The sequence below is a fragment of the Aliivibrio sifiae genome (assembly GCF_002954715.1).
GTDB classification, from domain to species: Bacteria; Pseudomonadota; Gammaproteobacteria; order Enterobacterales; family Vibrionaceae; genus Aliivibrio; species Aliivibrio sifiae.
The window spans coordinates 210,930-228,236 of record NZ_MSCP01000001.1; the positions used below are offsets into that span (position 1 = coordinate 210,930).

11 protein-coding genes and 2 pseudogenes are annotated in these 17,307 nt (G+C 38.6%); 7 read left to right on the forward strand and 6 right to left on the reverse strand.

From position 1 onward, the window contains the following. Nucleotides 1-83: 83 nt before the first annotated feature. Complete coding sequence (locus BTO23_RS00890; protein ID WP_060991733.1) at nt 84-1,553, reverse strand: alanine/glycine:cation symporter family protein; 1,470 nt, start codon at nt 1,551-1,553, stop codon at nt 84-86. A gap of 657 nt (nt 1,554-2,210) precedes the next feature. On the opposite strand from BTO23_RS00890, the gene cadB reads away from it, so the two are divergent. From cadB to pdxY, 3 genes are all read left to right on the forward strand, one after another. Beyond that, nucleotides 2,211-3,545, forward strand: coding sequence for a cadaverine/lysine antiporter (cadB, locus tag BTO23_RS00895; protein ID WP_060991732.1), 1,335 nt, complete (start codon nt 2,211-2,213; stop codon nt 3,543-3,545). A gap of 117 nt (nt 3,546-3,662) precedes the next feature. After that, entirely contained in the window at nt 3,663-5,801 is a 2,139-nt protein-coding gene (locus tag BTO23_RS00900) for a lysine decarboxylase CadA (protein ID WP_060991731.1), read from the forward strand. A 78-nt stretch (nt 5,802-5,879) separates the two neighbouring features. Then, complete coding sequence (pdxY, locus tag BTO23_RS00905; RefSeq protein ID WP_061030251.1) at nt 5,880-6,749, forward strand: pyridoxal kinase PdxY; 870 nt, start codon at nt 5,880-5,882, stop codon at nt 6,747-6,749. Between the two features lie 93 nt (nt 6,750-6,842). Here the strand turns inward: pdxY and BTO23_RS00910 are convergent, their stop codons facing one another. Both BTO23_RS00910 and BTO23_RS00915 read right to left on the reverse strand, forming a co-directional pair. Beyond that, a complete protein-coding gene (locus tag BTO23_RS00910) occupies nt 6,843-7,916 on the reverse strand; it encodes a hypothetical protein (protein WP_061030250.1) in 1,074 nt (357 codons plus the stop codon). Next, nucleotides 7,916-8,965, reverse strand: coding sequence for a hypothetical protein (locus BTO23_RS00915; RefSeq protein ID WP_105062819.1), 1,050 nt, complete (start codon nt 8,963-8,965; stop codon nt 7,916-7,918). The genes BTO23_RS00910 and BTO23_RS00915 overlap by 1 nt, the downstream gene beginning before the upstream one ends. A 373-nt stretch (nt 8,966-9,338) precedes the next feature. Here BTO23_RS00915 and BTO23_RS00920 point away from each other — a divergent pair, with 373 nt between their 5' ends. Next, a complete protein-coding gene (locus tag BTO23_RS00920) occupies nt 9,339-9,968 on the forward strand; it encodes a magnesium transporter (protein ID WP_081091596.1) in 630 nt (209 codons plus the stop codon). A 110-nt stretch (nt 9,969-10,078) separates the two neighbouring features. Here BTO23_RS00920 and BTO23_RS00925 read toward each other — a convergent pair whose 3' ends face one another. Beyond that, the gene (locus tag BTO23_RS00925; protein WP_105062820.1) at nt 10,079-10,453 is read right to left on the reverse strand and encodes a rhodanese-like domain-containing protein; all 375 of its coding nucleotides are present in this window, start codon (nt 10,451-10,453) and stop codon (nt 10,079-10,081) included. Between the two features lie 186 nt (nt 10,454-10,639). On the opposite strand from BTO23_RS00925, the gene BTO23_RS00930 reads away from it, so the two are divergent. Further along, entirely contained in the window at nt 10,640-11,818 is a 1,179-nt protein-coding gene (locus BTO23_RS00930; protein ID WP_105062821.1) for a MalY/PatB family protein, read from the forward strand. 86 nt (nt 11,819-11,904) lie between these two features. On the opposite strand, the pseudogene BTO23_RS00935 reads toward BTO23_RS00930, so the two are convergent. Next, a pseudogene (locus tag BTO23_RS00935) lies at nt 11,905-13,223 on the reverse strand (CoA-disulfide reductase). 95 nt (nt 13,224-13,318) lie between these two features. Next, nucleotides 13,319-14,735: pseudogene (locus BTO23_RS00940) on the reverse strand (cation:dicarboxylate symporter family transporter). Nucleotides 14,736-15,008: 273 nt separating this feature from the next. Between BTO23_RS00940 and sigZ the strand changes: the two are divergent. Next, nucleotides 15,009-15,554: an RNA polymerase sigma factor SigZ gene (sigZ, locus tag BTO23_RS00945; protein WP_061003124.1), complete on the forward strand. Its 546-nt coding sequence runs from the start codon at nt 15,009-15,011 to the stop codon at nt 15,552-15,554. 153 nt (nt 15,555-15,707) lie between these two features. Further along, nucleotides 15,708-17,306, forward strand: a complete 1,599-nt coding sequence (gene gshA, locus BTO23_RS00950; RefSeq protein WP_105062822.1) for a glutamate--cysteine ligase — start codon at nt 15,708-15,710, stop codon at nt 17,304-17,306. Nucleotide 17,307: the final 1 nt, after the last annotated feature.

Sequence of the window (17,307 nt, forward strand, 5' to 3'; positions counted from 1 at the left end):
CAGCGTTGATTTTGATTAGAAAATAAAAAGCCCATCGTACAAAATACGACGGGCTTTTTCTATTTATGATTTAGAGAAAGAGCTTATGCTTTCTTTTTCTTTGGGTGCCATGCACCGTCCAAATCATCAAGTTCAGGGAACTTAGTTCTATCAAACTCTGGTGTTTTACCCGCTTTAAGTTGAACTTCGTAATCTTTAATGATTTTAATAGCTAGCTTAGAAAGAAGGATTAAAGCAATGATGTTGATTAATGCCATCATACCCATAGAAGCATCCGCTAGATTCCATACTACAGGTAGTGAAGCTACAGAGCCAAACATAACCATTGCTAGAACACACAGACGGAAACCAAACAGGCCTTTCTTAGAGTTACCGTTTAAGAACATTACGTTAGTTTCAGCGTAGCTGTAGTTTGCAATGATAGATGTAAAGCAGAACAGTAGGATAGCAAGTGCCATGAAGTAACTTGTCCAACTGCCTAACTCATTGGTTAGAGCTTGTTGAAGAAGACCGATACCTGTTGCTGCATCAGGCTGGTCCATTACGCCAGAAAGCATAATCATTGCCGCAGAAGCAGTACAGATAACTAGCGTATCAACGAATACACCTAGCATTTGCACAAAACCTTGTGATGCAGGGTGGTTAGGGTTTGGTGTAGCACTTGCCGCGATGTTAGCCGCAGAACCCATACCCGCTTCGTTTGAAAAAAGACCACGAGCGATACCAGACTGCATTGCTTGAGCGATAGTGTATGCAACACCACCAGCTGCCGCTTCTTGCCAACCGAATGCACTCTTAACGATAAGCGTTAATACTGCTGGAACTTCAGTAATGTTCATTACAACAATAATTAATGCAATCGCAAGATAACCAATCGCCATTACAGGAACAATCTTCGATGATGCGTTAGCTACACGACGTAAGCCACCCATAATAAAGAATGCAGATACTGCAACAATCACGATACCCATGATAGTTTTATCAAAACCAAATGAATGATTTAATGCGTCAGTAATTGTGTTTGCTTGAACGGCGTTAAAGACTAAGCCAAATGCAATGATTAAAAAGATTGAGAAAAGCGTACCCATCCAACGCTGACCTAGGCCTTTTTCCATGTAGTAAGCTGGACCACCACGGTATTGACCATCAACGTCTTTTACTTTGTAAACTTGAGCAAGTGTTGATTCGATAAATGCTGTTGCCATACCAAATAGAGCAATAATCCACATCCAGAAGATAGCACCAGGGCCACCAACGGTTAATGCGACTGCTACACCTGCCATGTTACCCGTTCCCACGCGAGCTGCCATAGAGGTACAAAATACTTGATAAGAGCTGATGCCATTTTCGATTTCTTGGCCGCTACGTAAGATTTTAACTGAATGCCCAAGTTGGCGAAGTTGAATGAAGCCAAGACGCAGGGTGAAGTAAACACCCACACCAACAAGAAGATAAACGAGGACTTGTCCCCAAAGAAGGCCATTGATCGCGCCAATAACGGACATTAATGCCTCGTTCATTGACTCAATGATCGTTGAATCTGTGTTTGTCATGAAATTTCCTTATTATTAATCGTTAATTTACTTTTCTTAAATAATGGATAACGAAACGCCAATCTTTAAGAAATATAAGTAACTTTGTTATAAAGTTGTATAAAATATCGTTTGCTAAGGATTTGCGGCGATTAATATAGTTCAGTCAGCTTTGGATAGTCAATAATAATGAAACAATATGTCGTATTTTTTTTACGTATGGACATAAAGATTTACAAAGTTTTGTTTCCATTTTTTAGCTTTTAAGTGCGATCGCTTTAATGTGCATAATGAATAGATATTTTGAATATCAGGAAGAGATAAACTTTCTTATTTCTCCTTTATTTAAATGGTATTGATAAATTTATATTTTTTATGTTTTTGCAATTTAATCTAAATCGATTTTATTAAGTTATTGATTGTTTAGTCTTTGTTGTTTTTATCCTTATCTTTTTTCATCCTCCTTCCTTATTTTTTTATCATTATTTTATTGATAATTTTATCCTTATTTTTTTTCGATTCTTTGAGCGTAATCTTCACTCCAACATTCGAGCAAGATGTTGTTTATTTACCCCGACAGAGTTTGCATGACCTGTTCAAATAACGTCTTGCCCCCTTAAATAAATAATTTCGTATTACGGGCTAAAATTGGTCCATTCGATAATTCCTGGAGATGTTATGGAATCGAATTCAAAGAAAATTGGCTTAATTGCCTGTACGGGTGTTGTTGCCGGCAACATGATGGGGAGTGGTATTGCACTATTACCTTCTTCATTAGCAGCAGTTGGTTCAGTATCCATCTTTAGTTGGATTATCTGTTTAGTGGGGGCATTAAGTTTGGCGTTTGTGTTTGCCCGCTTAGCAACAAAGAATCCACAAGAAGGCGGTCCTATTGCTTATGCTGGTGAAGTTTCTCCTGTGTTTGGTTTCCAAACCGGTGTTCTTTACTACCACGCAAACTGGATTGGTAACTTAGCAATCGCCATCACTGGTGTTTCTTACTTATCTGTTTTCTTCCCTGCTCTGAATGACCCTATCCCTGCAGCTGCCGCGACGATTGCATCAGTATGGTTATTTACCCTAGTTAACTTACTAGGTGGTAGCTGGGTAAGTCGTCTTTGTACTTTAGGCTTAGGTCTTATCCTTATCCCTGTTGTGGGTACAGGTCTTGCCGGTTGGACTCACTTTGATCCTGCACTGTACAGTCAAAACTGGAATGTATCTTCAGGTACAAGCAGTCACGCTGTAATTAGTGCTGTGCTTATCTGTCTATGGTCATTTGTTGGTGTTGAATCAGCAGCCGTATCATCTGGTATGGTAAAAAATCCAAAACGCACCGTTCCTCTAGCAACAATGCTTGGTACTGCGATTGCGGGTGTAATTTATATCCTATCAACTCAAGTGATCAGCGGTATGTTCCCAGCAGCAGAAGTGGCGGCATCAGGCGCTCCATTTGCGCTAGCAACGACTGAAATCTTCGGTAGTTGGTCAGCACCATTTGTTGCTGCATTTACTGCCCTAGCATGTTTCACATCACTGGGTTCTTGGATGATGTTAGTTGGTGAAGCCGGTAAACGTGCCGCTCACGATGGTAACTTCCCTAAAATCTACGGTGAGACTGATAAAAATGGCGTAGCGAAAAAAGGTCTTGTACTTGCTTCGTTAAAAATGACAGCGCTAATGATTGTATTAACAGTCTTCAGCTCTCAATCAGCACATACTGCTGACTTATTTAATCAGTTAACGACTGATGCTGTACTACTAACAATGCTTCCTTACTTCTATTCAAGCATTAACTTAATTCGATTCGAAGGTATGACAACACGCAGTGGCTTCACCATGTTCTTCTCTGGTATTGCTTGTGTGTTCTGCATGATTGCACTTGCTGGTGCAGAAGGCGCAACACTGACTGCAACCTTCATCGTGTCACTTGTTATCCTAATGTTCTACGCAAAAAAAATGGGCTTGAAACAATCTGAGCAACACATCAGCACTGAAGCTGCTGCCCATTAATATCACTCGATAGCGTAAAAACTTAACGCTACCAACTTAGTAATTTTACCCTCAGGCGCTCTACTACCTCACCATCAAAAAGATGGGGAGCGCCTTGTTTCGTCTTGGAGATATAAAATGAATATTTTTGCTATCCTAAATCACTCAGGTGTTTTCTTTAAAGAAGAACCAGTACGCGAATTACATGCTTCTTTAGAAAAAGCAGGCTACAAAGTTGTTTACCCAGTAGACGCGCAAGATTTATACAAAATGATCGAAATGAACCCACGTATCTGTGGTGTGCTATTTGACTGGGATAAATACTCATTAGACCTATGTACTGAAATTAATACATTGAATGAAAAACTGCCTTTGTATGCATTTGCAAACCAACATTCAACATTAGATATTTCACTAACTGACTTACGTCTAAATCTTCACTTCTTCGAATATGCCCTAGATATGGCTGACGATATCGCGTTGAAAATTAATCAAGCGACTGAAGAGTATAAAGACCAAATCATGCCTCCTTTTACTAAAGCGTTATTTAAATACGTTGAAGAAGGTAAATATACGTTCTGTACTCCGGGTCACATGGGCGGTACTGCTTTCCAAAAAAGTCCTGCTGGCAGCATCTTCTATGATTTCTACGGTCCAAACGCATTTAAAGCGGATGTATCAATCTCAATGCCTGAACTAGGTTCATTGCTTGATCACTCTGGTCCTCATAAAGAAGCAGAAGAGTACATTGCTCGTACTTTTAATGCAGACAGCTCTTACATCGTAACTAACGGTACTTCTACATCAAACAAGATTGTAGGTATGTTCTCTGCACCAGCAGGAAGCACAGTACTTGTTGACCGTAACTGTCATAAATCTCTAACTCACATGATGATGATGAGTGATGTAACGCCTATCTACTTCCGTCCAACGCGTAACGCTTACGGTATTTTAGGTGGCATCCCACAAAGTGAATTCACTCGCGAAGTGATCGAGCAAAAAGTAGCAGCAACACCAAACGCAACAATGCCGGGTTATGCAGTTATTACTAACTCAACTTACGATGGTCTGTTGTATAACACTCAATACATCAAAGAAACGCTAGAAACTAAATTCATTCACTTCGACAGTGCTTGGGTTCCTTACACTAACTTCAACTCTATTTACGAAGGTAAATGTGGTATGAGTGGTGAAGCGATGCCAGGTAAAGTGTTCTATGAAACACAATCAACTCATAAATTATTGGCTGCGTTCTCTCAAGCATCAATGATCCATGTAAAAGGTGAGTTTGATAAAGAGTCATTTAACGAAGCATTCATGATGCACACATCAACATCACCTCAATACGGTATTGTTGCATCAACTGAAACCGCTGCGGCAATGATGCGTGGTAATACAGGTAAGAAACTAATCCAAGATTCAATTGATCGTGCGATTCGTTTCCGTAAAGAGATCAAACGTCTACAAGGCGAAAGTGAAAGCTGGTTCTTTGATGTATGGCAACCAGAAAACATCGATACAACAGAATGTTGGAAACTGGATCCTAAAGATTCATGGCACGGCTTCAAGGACATCGATGACGATCACATGTACCTTGATCCAATCAAAGTAACGCTATTAACTCCAGGAATGAATGAAAATAGCGAAATGAGCGAGACAGGTATTCCTGCTTCAATCGTTGCTAAATACTTAGATGAGCACGGTATCGTAGTAGAGAAAACAGGCCCATATAACCTATTGTTCCTATTCTCTATTGGTATTGATAAATCAAAAGCAATGCAATTACTGCGTGCATTAACTGACTTTAAACGTGGCTTTGATCTAAACTTAACAGTGAAAAACTTCCTTCCTTCACTGTACAACGAAGATCCAAGCTTCTACGAAGGCATGCGAATTCAAGAACTGGCACAAGGCATTCACGATCTGACTCGTCAATACCGTTTACCAGAACTAATGTTCAAAGCGTTTGATGTATTACCTGAACTAAAAGTAACACCACATGCAGCATGGCAAGAAGAGCTACGTGGTAATGTGGAAGAGGTGAAACTGGAAGAAATGGTTGGTCGCGTAAGTGCCAATATGATCCTTCCTTATCCTCCAGGTGTTCCACTAGTACTTCCTGGTGAAATGGTGACAACTGAATCACGTCCTGTTTTAGACTTCTTGGAAATGCTATGTGCAATCGGTGCTCATTACCCAGGTTTTGAAACTGATATTCACGGTGTATATGCTCAAAAAGATGGCAGTTACACAGTGAAAGTACTAAAACAAAATTAAGCCCTAGGGTTTTGAAGGATTATCGTTTAATTTAGGGCATGGAAGCCCTTACTCTATTTTTTAATTATTGGTGATGTTATGAAACGTATTCTTTCCATTCAATCTCATGTGGTATTTGGTTGCGCAGGCAACAGTGCTGCGGTCTTTCCAATGCGCCGAATGGGAATGGAAGTATGGCCAATTAATACAGTACAGTTTTCAAATCACACACAATATCAACAAGGCTGGAAAGGCATCGCGATGCCTGCTGGCCACATTTCAGAATTGGTTGATGGTTTATCAGCAATTGAAGCGACTCAAGTTTGTGATGCCGTATTAAGTGGTTACTTAGGATCAGCAGCACAAGGTCAAGAGATCGTTACCGCTGTTCAAAAAATCAAACAAGATAATCCAAACGCAATTTACTTCTGTGATCCAGTGATGGGACATCCTGAAAAAGGCTGTATTGTTGCGCCAGAAGTTGAAGTGTTTTTTAAAGAATCTGCATTAGCATCGGCAGATATTATTGCACCTAACTTATTAGAGTTAGAAAGTTTATCTGGTATGACAATCAACACTCTAGAGCAAGTAATTGAAGCGAATGAGCTATTACTTGAAAAAGGGGTGAAGATGGTAGTGGTGAAACACTTAAGTCGTGCGGGAATTCAAAAAGATCGTTTTGAAATGCTACTGACCACCAAAGAGGGTAGCTACCACGTTTCTCGTCCGTTATATGATTTTGATGCTAAGCGTCAGCCAGTAGGGGCAGGAGATTTAATCAGTGGTGTTATGTTAGCTAATTTATTGGCAGGTTATGCGCCGATAGAGGCATTTGAGCGAACCAATGCCGCGGTTGATTCCGTTATGCAAGAAACGTTCAATCGTGGAGCGTATGAACTGCAACTTATCGCATCTCAAGAACAGTTCAACGCACCAGATATTACGGTAAAAGCGACTAAAGTGGCTTAGTTCGTTTCGCTTTACAATGAATAGAAAATGCATTGCCCATTGGTTATTGAGACCAATGGGCTTTTTATTGATTCTCTGAAAATTATTGAAAGGTTACTGCTGAGCGATGTCTTCTAGGAAATTCAATCGTTCTTTCTCTTGTTCTGACATTTGATAGGGTTCGTCAGTTAAGCTTGACGTATCAAATGAGGAGATAGGAAAAACGGCTTCTTTACTCGCGCCATAACGCGTTTTTTCTCCTGGGAAATCCGACATTCTTTCTATCGTAATCGTACGTAACTCAAGATCTCCCCCTTTTCCTTTTAACACTGAATTATGCGCTTTTAACTCAATAATCCCTAGGCCTTGAGAGAGTTTTGCCTTATTGCTTAATGAAGCTATTGGTGTTCCATCTTTTCGATATAAATTGGCTCTAATACGGTAATGACCAGATATCTTAATATCCATATTTAACGGCAATACCATATCGGCACCGCTTGAATAAGCAGGGGCTAAAGATTCTACATAAGCGACAGGATTTGAAAATTGAATATCAGTAGTAAGCGTATCTTTTCCTTCTAAAAAAGAAATGGTCGCTTTTATTCTGACTTCTTGAGGCCAGTCTTCTTGCGATGAGAATTCAGTAGTTAACTCTTGGGTGTATTGTGAGGTGAGTGATTTTCTTGTTTCAGGATCAAGTAATTCATAATCGATATGATCAATTGGCAATTCAGAAGTAAGGGTGACGATAATAGGTTCTGGATAATCAAATCGATATTTTTTTAATGATAAAGCCGCGGTATGCGAGCCATCTAATATTGGAATATCAACAACACTAAAATGATTAGGTTTTAAATAATTAATATCCGTCGTATGTAAAGGTATTGAATAAGATGGATAACTGATATCGTCGGCATAAGCTTGAGATAATAAGCTGAATTGCTCAGTCAGTTTTTGAGGTCTTCCTTGCTGCACTTCTTTCGTCTTTAATTCATGTGATGGTGTCGATACCACATTATTAATGACTTGTTTTAGAGGTGATTGTGTGGAGAGACTCTTTTTAGAGTCGCTACTATCTAAAGAGGTATTCCCTCTTATTATTGGCGATGTACTGTCTCGCATTATCCAATGAAAAGTGGCGGCTGAGGTCATTAACAGCACGCTAATAAATAAGATATTTTTATTCATTATAATAAATCACTGGCTAGTTCTGACATGGTTTTCGTATTGGATTTATCCACATAACGATAAGTTGTTCCAGTCAGCGGATAGGTTACAAATTTGGTTGTGACCTCAATGGAGGTTCCATTAAGTAGCGTTGCTTGTTTATTTGCTGCCACGACACGACCTTGAATATCTGCTCCAATTAACCCGCTGTGACTATAATCATCCCCCATTAATAATGGGTAATGATAAGGCATGAAATTGGTAACCGCTTTAGCTTGATGAGCAACATTACCATTAAACGCAATAGTTGATGAACACCCAGTAAATGAACCAGATTGACTTGAACCACAAGATGAGTGACTAGATACTACGCCATCATCTTTACCTGGTAAAAAAGGACTTGTTGAACCAAGATAATCACTTCCTTTACCAACAAAACGAATACGAGGAACTCGATTATCAGGAAGCGGAGCTAGTTGGCGAGCATTTGTGACTTTTAAATCATTTAATACGCCAGTGTTTTGAGAGTTAGGAACTTCGCCAAGCCACTTCGTCATTGCGTATTTTAAAGGCGCATTTAAATACCCACTGCCTTCTGAAATATTAATCGCAAGATCACCCAATTCAGAACCACCTCCAGCACCTGCAAAATCAAATGTCGCAATAATATTAAGCGGGGTTAATCCTGCGTTTGTTAACCAGTTTTCTTGATTATCTAATAAATAACGAGCGACAAGATCTCCGGTTGAATGAGTAACCAAAATGCATCCATTTTTACAGGTATTATTTTTTGATAATTCTTTTAATTTTGGCCAAATATAATCGGTTGAAACATTACCCGCAATACGTTCTTGTGAAGGCCAATCAATGCGGTCATCTGCTTTAGATAACCAAAAGCCTTGCCAGTAATTAGCCCCTTCTTTTATCACCGTATCATGATCTGGTTTTGTCTGAAGCTGACTCGCCTGAAAACCGTGAATGAGGATAACAGGATGTTCACCAAGTGCGGCAATACTTGAAAGTGGAGTAACTAAAGATGCACATAGCACTAACGGGGAAAGTAATTTCATGGAATTCGATTATTTTTGAGTAATTATGTTTGTAGAATATAATTCCTATTCTTATTTATCAAATGAATAAATCGATTGCGTTCTCATTTGTATAAGAATGAATCACTTTATTTTTTAATAAGATAGAGGCGTGAGTGTAACGATATACAAACTTTGCAACACTTTCTTACAGTCCTCAATGGTATCCAATCGTGTTATTCGCTACAGTCCGCCCGTCTTAATTCAGCTCATTTATGAGCCATCAGATTAATCATTGTTTCGAATAAGGAACACATCATGAACACAAGTAAACAGGAACCCCCAAGTTGGTGGTTTGACTCTTTTTCTACATGATGATCTGAAGGATATATATCTTCAGATCTGGAGATATATTATGGAATTTGTACAACAAAAAACGCACACAGAACAGATTGAAACGACGGATAGCATGCACAAAGGTGCAGGTGTTGAAAACATTGGTATTAGTATTAAAAATGCATCAATTGGTGTGCTATATAAGAAGCGCGTATTTTGGCTTGTGTTATTGGTATTTGGGAATGTATTTTCAGGAGCCGGCATTGCCTATTTTGAAGACATAATTACATCTTATGTGGCGCTTGTTTTCTTCTTACCTTTATTGATTGATAGTGGCGGAAATGCAGGCTCTCAATCAGCAACCTTAATGGTTCGAGCGTTAGCGACTGGTGATGTAAAACCTCACGACTGGGGAAAAATGCTAGGCAAAGAAGTGTTTGTTGCACTCGGTTTAGGATTAAGTATGGCGGCTGCGGTTTATCTTCTTGGGTTTTTCCGTGGTGGTTATGAGATAGCGATGGTTGTAGGACTTAGCATGATCGTTATCGTGCTTATTGGTAGCTTGATCGGCACTATACTTCCTTTTGGTTTACATAAACTCAATTTAGATCCCGCTTCTGCTAGCGCACCAATGATCACTTCTATCGCCGATATTTCTGGCGTATTAATTTATTTTGCTATTGCCTCAGCGTTGCTAGATATTGGATGACTCTTTTTTATCAGTGAGTCATTACTGATGAATGAATTCTAGACAGTTAAAAACCCAACCTCTTTTGATGTTGGGTTTTTACTTTATGTGGCTATGGTTATTTTATCTTATTATTCTTTTGACCAAGCAAAGAAACCACCCGTCAGATTTTTTATTGGTGACAGTCCCATTTCAGAGGCCATTTTTGCAGCATAAAGTGAGCGTAAACCATGAGCACAATAGAAAACATACGTCTTATCTTGGTTGAAAATCTCATTATGAGCAGGGCATTTCGGATCAATTAAAAACTCTAACATTCCTCTTGGGCAAGTAAATGCCCCAGGAATGACACCATGCTCTTCTCGCTCCGCTGCTTCTCGAACATCGACAAAGATATAGTTCTCGTCCTGATATAATGTTTTTGCCTTTGCAATCGACATTTCTTCTACAGTTGAACGTGCTTCTTCGTTTAACTCTTTAATACCTTTTATTATTGTTTGTGACATGTTTTTCTCTCTTAATTTCGTATTAACGCAATATTGTTATTAATGGATAGACGTGAGTAACAAGAAAAAGATGCATTATTTTTAAATATTGTGATTTTTAATAATGCGTAAAAATGTTGCGTCTTTTTTTATTATTAGACGTCTAAGATATCGTAAAGCATAAATTTTAATTGAGGATAACCCCGCATGTTTTCAGATAAACCTAAAAATAGTGATGCTCAGAATAAGTTCATAAAATACGATTCTGAGATGTTAAACCATATTTATAAAACGGAAGATGTCACGCCATATTGGGTGGCAGATATGGACTTTCCTATTGCTAATCCCATCACGTTAGAATTACAACGTCTTGTTGATCGCGAAGTGTATGCGTATGAATTTAACTCATCTGCCGTGTTTAAGGCGATCTCAGATTGGAACAAGCGTCAGCACCATATCGAATTGAATCCTAAGACCTTTGTTCAAGTTCCTGGAGTGTTGAATGCCATTGCATTATTGATCCGTGAATGGTCAGAAGTAGGTGATGGAGTATTAATTCAAACCCCTGTTTATCACCAATTCAAGCGTTTAATTGAGTCGTCTGGTAGAAAAGCGATAAGCAATACGATGAAGATCGAAGATGGTCAATATCGTATGGACTTTGATGATTTTGAAGGTAAATTACAAAACGGTGATGTAAAAATGGTTCTGCTTTGTAACCCTCATAACCCTGTGGGCAGAGTATGGGAGAAAAGTGAATTACAACAATTAGTCGATATCGCTAAAAAATATGATGTCGTGATAATCAGTGATGAAATTCATGCGGATATCGTATTTTCGGGGCATAAATTTACCAGTATTGTTGAGTTTGGTTATGAAAAGAGTGTTTCGATTATCGGCTCTCCAGCGAAAAATTTTGGCTTAAATAGTATCTCAAACGGGTATATTTATACTGATAATCAAGAGATGTTCGAGCAGATAAAAGCGACAGTCAATTCATTATCTTTAGATCATGGTAATGCGTTTACTACGTTTGCCACCATAGCGGCTTATGAAAAAGGACAAGCGTGGTTTGATGGCTTTTTAGCTTATACCGAAAATACAGTGAATTGGATTGTTGATTTCATCAAAAAGAATCTACCTCAGATATTGGTTTACAAGCCAGAAGGGACAAACCAAATATGGTTTGATTTCTCGGGACTAAGCTTGGAAGAAGAGGTATTAAAAATGCTTATCGTAAATAAAGCGAAGATGGGATTAACTCCGGGATCATGGTTTGGTGAACCGAATGCTAATTTTTATCGAATGAATATCGCGTCTCCGTTAGGGCAAATTCAAGCGTCTTTTCTTTTATTGAAAAGTGAAATTGATAAGTTATATTCATAACAAATCATGAGTTTATGTTTATGAAAAAACACCGAGCATGTAATGTTCGGTGTTTTTTTTATGTAGATTGGTACGGTTGTTATCTCTTATTTAGCTACGTTACCAGCAACATTGAGAGCGTCCCACGTTCTTGCAAAAGGAGGCGCATAACTAAAGTCTAAATAGCCGAGTTGTTGTGTCGTCATTTTTGCGGTGATGGCCACCGCTAATGCATTTAGTCGACCAACTGCGCCTTTTTTACCGACTATCTCACCACCTAACAACACGTTTGATTCTGGGTGATAAACCAATTTAATCTTTATGTCTTCTTGACCAGGATAATAATCAGTTTGGTTTTTATCATTAATAACGGACGTATTCACTGATAAATGATGTTGTTTAGCTAGCCATTCAGATACTCCCGTACTCGCTAATTCGTAATCAAGTACCTTTAATGATGATGATCCTAAAAAGCCAGTTAAATAGGTTTCTTTACCTGATAATTTATCTGCCATCATGCGGGCTTGTTTATTTGCTGTTGTGGCTAAAGGAAGATAAACCGGCTTATCTAAGGAGAGGTGATGCACGGTAGCACAATCGCCGACGGCGTAAATATTGGGATCTTGTGTTTCCCCAAATTTATCGACCAATAAGGCACCGTTCCCCAGTTTTGGTAATTCAATAAATTCGGTATTTGGTTTGAATCCAAGTGCTAATATAATGATATCCGCGGTTATATCACCGTTATTAGTAGCAATGGTATAACTATTATCATTATCGCTAATGTAATTCACTTGAGTATTAAGTTGTAAGTTCGTACCTGTTTGTCGAATTGCTTCTTCTACGTTATGTATCATCTCTGGGCTGAATTGACGACTCAATATATGCTTTTCACGTTCAATTAAGGTTACGTTTTTTCCTAAGTCATGTGCCGCATCAAACATCTCTAGGCCAATAAACCCAGCACCGATAATCGCCACCTTCGGTTTGCTTGGAGCCTGCATTGCTTTTTTACAGCGATGCCATCTTCCATGGTCGTTAATGTATAAATTTGTTTAGTATTGTAGTGACCTAAATCTGGAATAATTGGTCGAGCGCCGGTGGCGATAATAAGTTGATCATAATGAAGTGATTGCTCTTCATTTTGGTGTCGTACAGTCACGATTTTATCGGTTTGGTTGAGGGCAATAACGTCAGTATTTAAACGAATATCTAAGCCAGATTCGGTGGCTTGTTCGGGGGTTCGTGAGATCATTCGTTCAGTATTACTGAATTTATCCGCTACAAAATAAGGTAAACCACAGGCACCGAAAGAGATATAGTCACGTTTTTCAACCACAATGACGTTGTCGTTGGGTTGATTTCTTTTATATTTAGCTGCAAAGCTCATGCCGGCAGCACTGCCACCTAAAACAATAATAGTCATGATTTTTTACCTTATTAAAATATAAGGGCATTAAATTAAATGCCCTTACTGGTTAAGCGTTGAGTTGGTGAAAAAAGAGGAAGAGGTGGGAGTGATTAGGCTGAAATTTCGCTCTCCTTCTGTATTGGTGCTATGCTTTGAGCGTTATATTGTGTTGTGTTTAATGACCCATTACGTTTTGCCGTAATGACACCTGACAACATTGATCCAGAGATATTAAGTGCGGTTCTGGCCATATCGATTAATGCTTCGATAGAGACAAGAATGGCGACAATCGTAATATCTAATCCCATAATGGTAAGTACAGCAACTGCTGCGAAAGTAGCACCGCCGCCTACACCCGCAATACCAAAAGAGGCAATTGCAATCACGGCAACAAGTTGAACAATGAAGTTAAAGTCAATAGGGATCCCCATGACTTGAGCCGCCATAATCGCAAGCATGGCAGGGTAAATACCCGCACACCCATTTTGTCCAATACTGGTACCAAAAGTGGCAGACATATTTGCTGTTTCTTCATCGACACCAAGGCGCTGTGTTTGTGTTTCTACATTGAGCGGGATCGCCGCCATGCTTGAGCGAGATCCAAAACCAAAGACGAGAACTGGCCACGTTTTCTTCGCGAAGGTTTTTGGGGATAAACCAAAGAAAGAAACTAAGACAAGATGAAGACCAAACATCACAATAATCGCGGTATAACTGGCCAGTAAAAATCGTCCCATTTCAGCCAAAGCAAAAAGGTCGTTGGTCATCATGAATGTAGTCATTAAAGCGAAGACACCATAAGGGGTGAGCTTTAGGATCTCACGAACCATTGATAATACGACTTCTTTCGCTGAATTAATGAAATCGATGAAGCCTTGTACTTTTTCTGGTTTACGCTTTTTAACTTGAAGAACACTAAAGCCTAAAAACATACCAAATAACACGGTAGATAAGGTTGAGGTTCTCTCTGAACCTGTCAGCATTTCAAAAATATTGGCAGGAATAATAGAAAGGATTAATTCAGACAATCCATTGTTAGCCATCAATTCTTGAGTTGAAACCAAATTATTACTTCGAGTTTCTATTGCGGCGTTAGAACCTATGACCGTAACTAAACTGTTAGCATCAATATTGAATAAATAAATAAATGCTCGCAATACCTATAAGAGCAGCTATAGCGACAGTGAAAATTAATACCCCAATCACTTTAGGTGCAATTTTTGATAATGATCCGTTTCCTTCTACATTCATTATTGAAGCTGTCATGGCTACAAAAACCAGAGGGATCACGATCATTTGCAATAGCTTAATGTAGCCGCTACCAAAAACAGAAATAATTTCAGCAAAGTTACCAGTAATGCTGTTGCCGTTTCCTAGAATTAACTGAATTAAACTACCAAAAACTAACCCACCAATTAAAGCGGTTAATACACGATAATTGAAACTTTTCTTGTGTTTTTTTAGCTGAAACAGTAAGAAGTAAAATCCTAAAAAGGCGATGAAGAGGCCAATTAATGTGAAGCTCATATGAGACTCCTGATGTTTAAAAAATAAATTTGGGTTACGATAACAAGGTAACTGCTAGTTTTAAGTAACCAATGTGCCTATCGTAGGAAAGTGTTCAAAGGAGATACTTTCTTGAATGGCTAATATCAAAGAGACGCATTGAAGAAAAAAAAGATGCAAAAAAACACTTAAAAAACAAAGATAAAAAATAAACTATATTTATTGCGTCTTTTTTTGTATTGCATCGTCTTACTTTAATCCCCACATTATTTTATTTATCTGAGGCCTGTTTCTATGTTGTCAGAATGGCAAAATCACAAAGCGCAATTGCGTAATTACGTTTACAAACGAGTGGATGATGCAAGTGCGGTAGATGACATACTTCAAGATGTTTATATAAAAGCCAGCAGTAATTTGCATCAATTAAAATCGCAAGGAAGTTTGAAGGGGTGGTTATATAAAATTGCCTATAACACCATCATGGATTTTTATCGTAATAAGTTGCCTTATGATGAACTACCTGAAGATTTAATTGCTGAAGGAGAAGATACTGTGGGTGAAGCTCGTAAAGAATTAGCAGAATGTTTACGTCCATTAATTGATGATCTCCCTGAAAAATACAGCACTCCTTTACGTTTGGCTGAACTAGAGGGAGTACCTCAACAAGAAATAGCTGACCAGTTAGGGATTTCTTTATCAGGAGCAAAAAGTCGAATTCAACGTGGGCGAGTAAAGTTCCGCGAACATTTAATGACATGCTGTGATTTTGAACTTAATGAAGGAGGGGCGGTAACGGGCTATTCTCCTAAAAAAGAAGGCTGTAGTTCGCAACCTAAGTAATTTCATTTCTTCCTTAAAATAAACGGTAAATAGAGTCATTATTTTCCGTTTATTCACTTTTATTTCTTTTTTCATTTTATTTAAATTTTTTGCGTCTTTTTCTCTATTTGTGCGTCTTCAAGTTGTTAAAAATATTTTTTATGAAGAACATAAATGAAAAACACAGATGTGAAATACCTAGAATCTAGCATGCTTTCTTTTTTAAATGACGCAGATGCCATGAGTACACTGCATGACATTCGACGTGGAATTGAAAGAGAGTTGATCCGCACTACGCCTGAAAGCCGTATTTCAAACTTATCTCATCCCAAAGAGCTGGGCTCTGCGTTAACGCACCCTTACATCACGACTGATTTTGCAGAAGCGCAATTAGAGTTAGTGACACCGGCAATGACGAAAAGAAAAGCAATGTTTGATTCATTGGCTTCTTTGCATCACTTCGTCGCAGCGAATTTACCTAATAATGAAATCATGTGGGGCGCAAGCATGCCGCCGGCGCTACCAAGTGACGATGATATTGTGATTGCGACATACGGGAGCTCTAACGCAGGACAACATAAAGTGCGTTACCGTAAAGGGTTGGCAAACCGTTATGGTAAAAGAATGCAGTTAATCTCAGGTATTCATTATAATTTTTCATTTCCTGACTCGTTTTGGGCGACATTACATTCTCACATGAGCAGTGAGTTACCGTTAAGTGAATTTATTTCGGACCGTTATTTTCATTTGATCCGCAATGTTTTACGTAATGGTTGGATTATTCCTTATTTATTTGGCACATCGCCTGCGGTGGATAAAAGCTATGTAACGAATCAAGCTCATCCTTTACGTGTATTTGATGAAGATACGTATTACCTACCATGGGCGACGTCGTTACGCCTAAGTAACATGGGCTATAGCAGTAATGAACAATCTCTTTATCCAGTGAGCTTTAATAATAAACAAGAATACTTGGCAGATTTGTGTCACGCATTAAGCACACCAAGCGATCGCTATACTCACCTCAATGCAGACCAACAATTAAATGGGTCGGTATTACAGTTAGAAAATGAATTGTATGGTTCTGTAAGACCTAAAATCGTTAATGACCAATTGCGTCCTTTATATGCGATGTGTCATCACGGTATTCAATACATTGAGTTAAGCAGTTTAGATAACAACCCATTTTTACCGTTAGGAATTAATGAAGAGCAAAGCCATTTTATCGATGCATTCCTTGCGTATAACGCATTAGCGCCAAGCCCAGAGTTAACAGACAAGGAGCGATTATTAATTGCACGTCGCCAAGAGTTAGTTGCAACCGAAGGGAGAAAAGAAGGGTTACTGTTACCCACGCTTGAAGGGGATCTTAAACTTAAAGAGCTTGGTGTCGCACTATTATCTTCAATTGAACCAGTAGCAAATTGGCTTGATAAGACGTTTGCTACAGAAGGACATAAACAAAGTATTGAGCATGAACGAGTTAAGTTTTTTGATAGTAATTTAACGCCATCAGCACAAATGCTAGCAATGATGAAAGATGAAAAACTCTCTTATAAATTAGCGACCCAGAGATTATCTGAAGTGCATTTTAAACAGCATCAAGATGTAAATATTGATGAAGAAGAAATGGGTAATTTAACTCGATTAGTTAGCGAGTCCTTAGTTAAGCAACAACAGATGGAGACACAACAAGACATGAGTTTTGATGAGTTTATTCAGCAAAAAAATTATTTGCAGTGTGATTGTGAAATAGAAGAGGTGGTAGCGTAAT

Bases quoted from the DNA above. Each gene is read 5' to 3' on its own strand.
- pdxY (WP_061030251.1), top strand. From the start codon at position 5,880: ATGAAACGTATTCTTTCCATTCAATCTCATGTGGTATTTGGTTGCGCA.
- sigZ (WP_061003124.1), top strand. From the start codon at position 15,009: ATGTTGTCAGAATGGCAAAATCACAAAGCGCAATTGCGTAATTACGTT.
- gshA (WP_105062822.1), top strand. From the start codon at position 15,708: ATGAAAAACACAGATGTGAAATACCTAGAATCTAGCATGCTTTCTTTT.
- BTO23_RS00890 (WP_060991733.1), bottom strand. From the start codon at position 1,553: ATGACAAACACAGATTCAACGATCATTGAGTCAATGAACGAGGCATTA.
- BTO23_RS00915 (WP_105062819.1), bottom strand. From the start codon at position 8,965: ATGAAATTACTTTCCCCGTTAGTGCTATGTGCATCTTTAGTTACTCCA.
- BTO23_RS00930 (WP_105062821.1), top strand. From the start codon at position 10,640: ATGTTTTCAGATAAACCTAAAAATAGTGATGCTCAGAATAAGTTCATA.
- BTO23_RS00920 (WP_081091596.1), top strand. From the start codon at position 9,339: ATGGAATTTGTACAACAAAAAACGCACACAGAACAGATTGAAACGACG.
- BTO23_RS00925 (WP_105062820.1), bottom strand. From the start codon at position 10,453: ATGTCACAAACAATAATAAAAGGTATTAAAGAGTTAAACGAAGAAGCA.
- cadB (WP_060991732.1), top strand. From the start codon at position 2,211: ATGGAATCGAATTCAAAGAAAATTGGCTTAATTGCCTGTACGGGTGTT.
- BTO23_RS00900 (WP_060991731.1), top strand. From the start codon at position 3,663: ATGAATATTTTTGCTATCCTAAATCACTCAGGTGTTTTCTTTAAAGAA.
- BTO23_RS00910 (WP_061030250.1), bottom strand. From the start codon at position 7,916: ATGAATAAAAATATCTTATTTATTAGCGTGCTGTTAATGACCTCAGCC.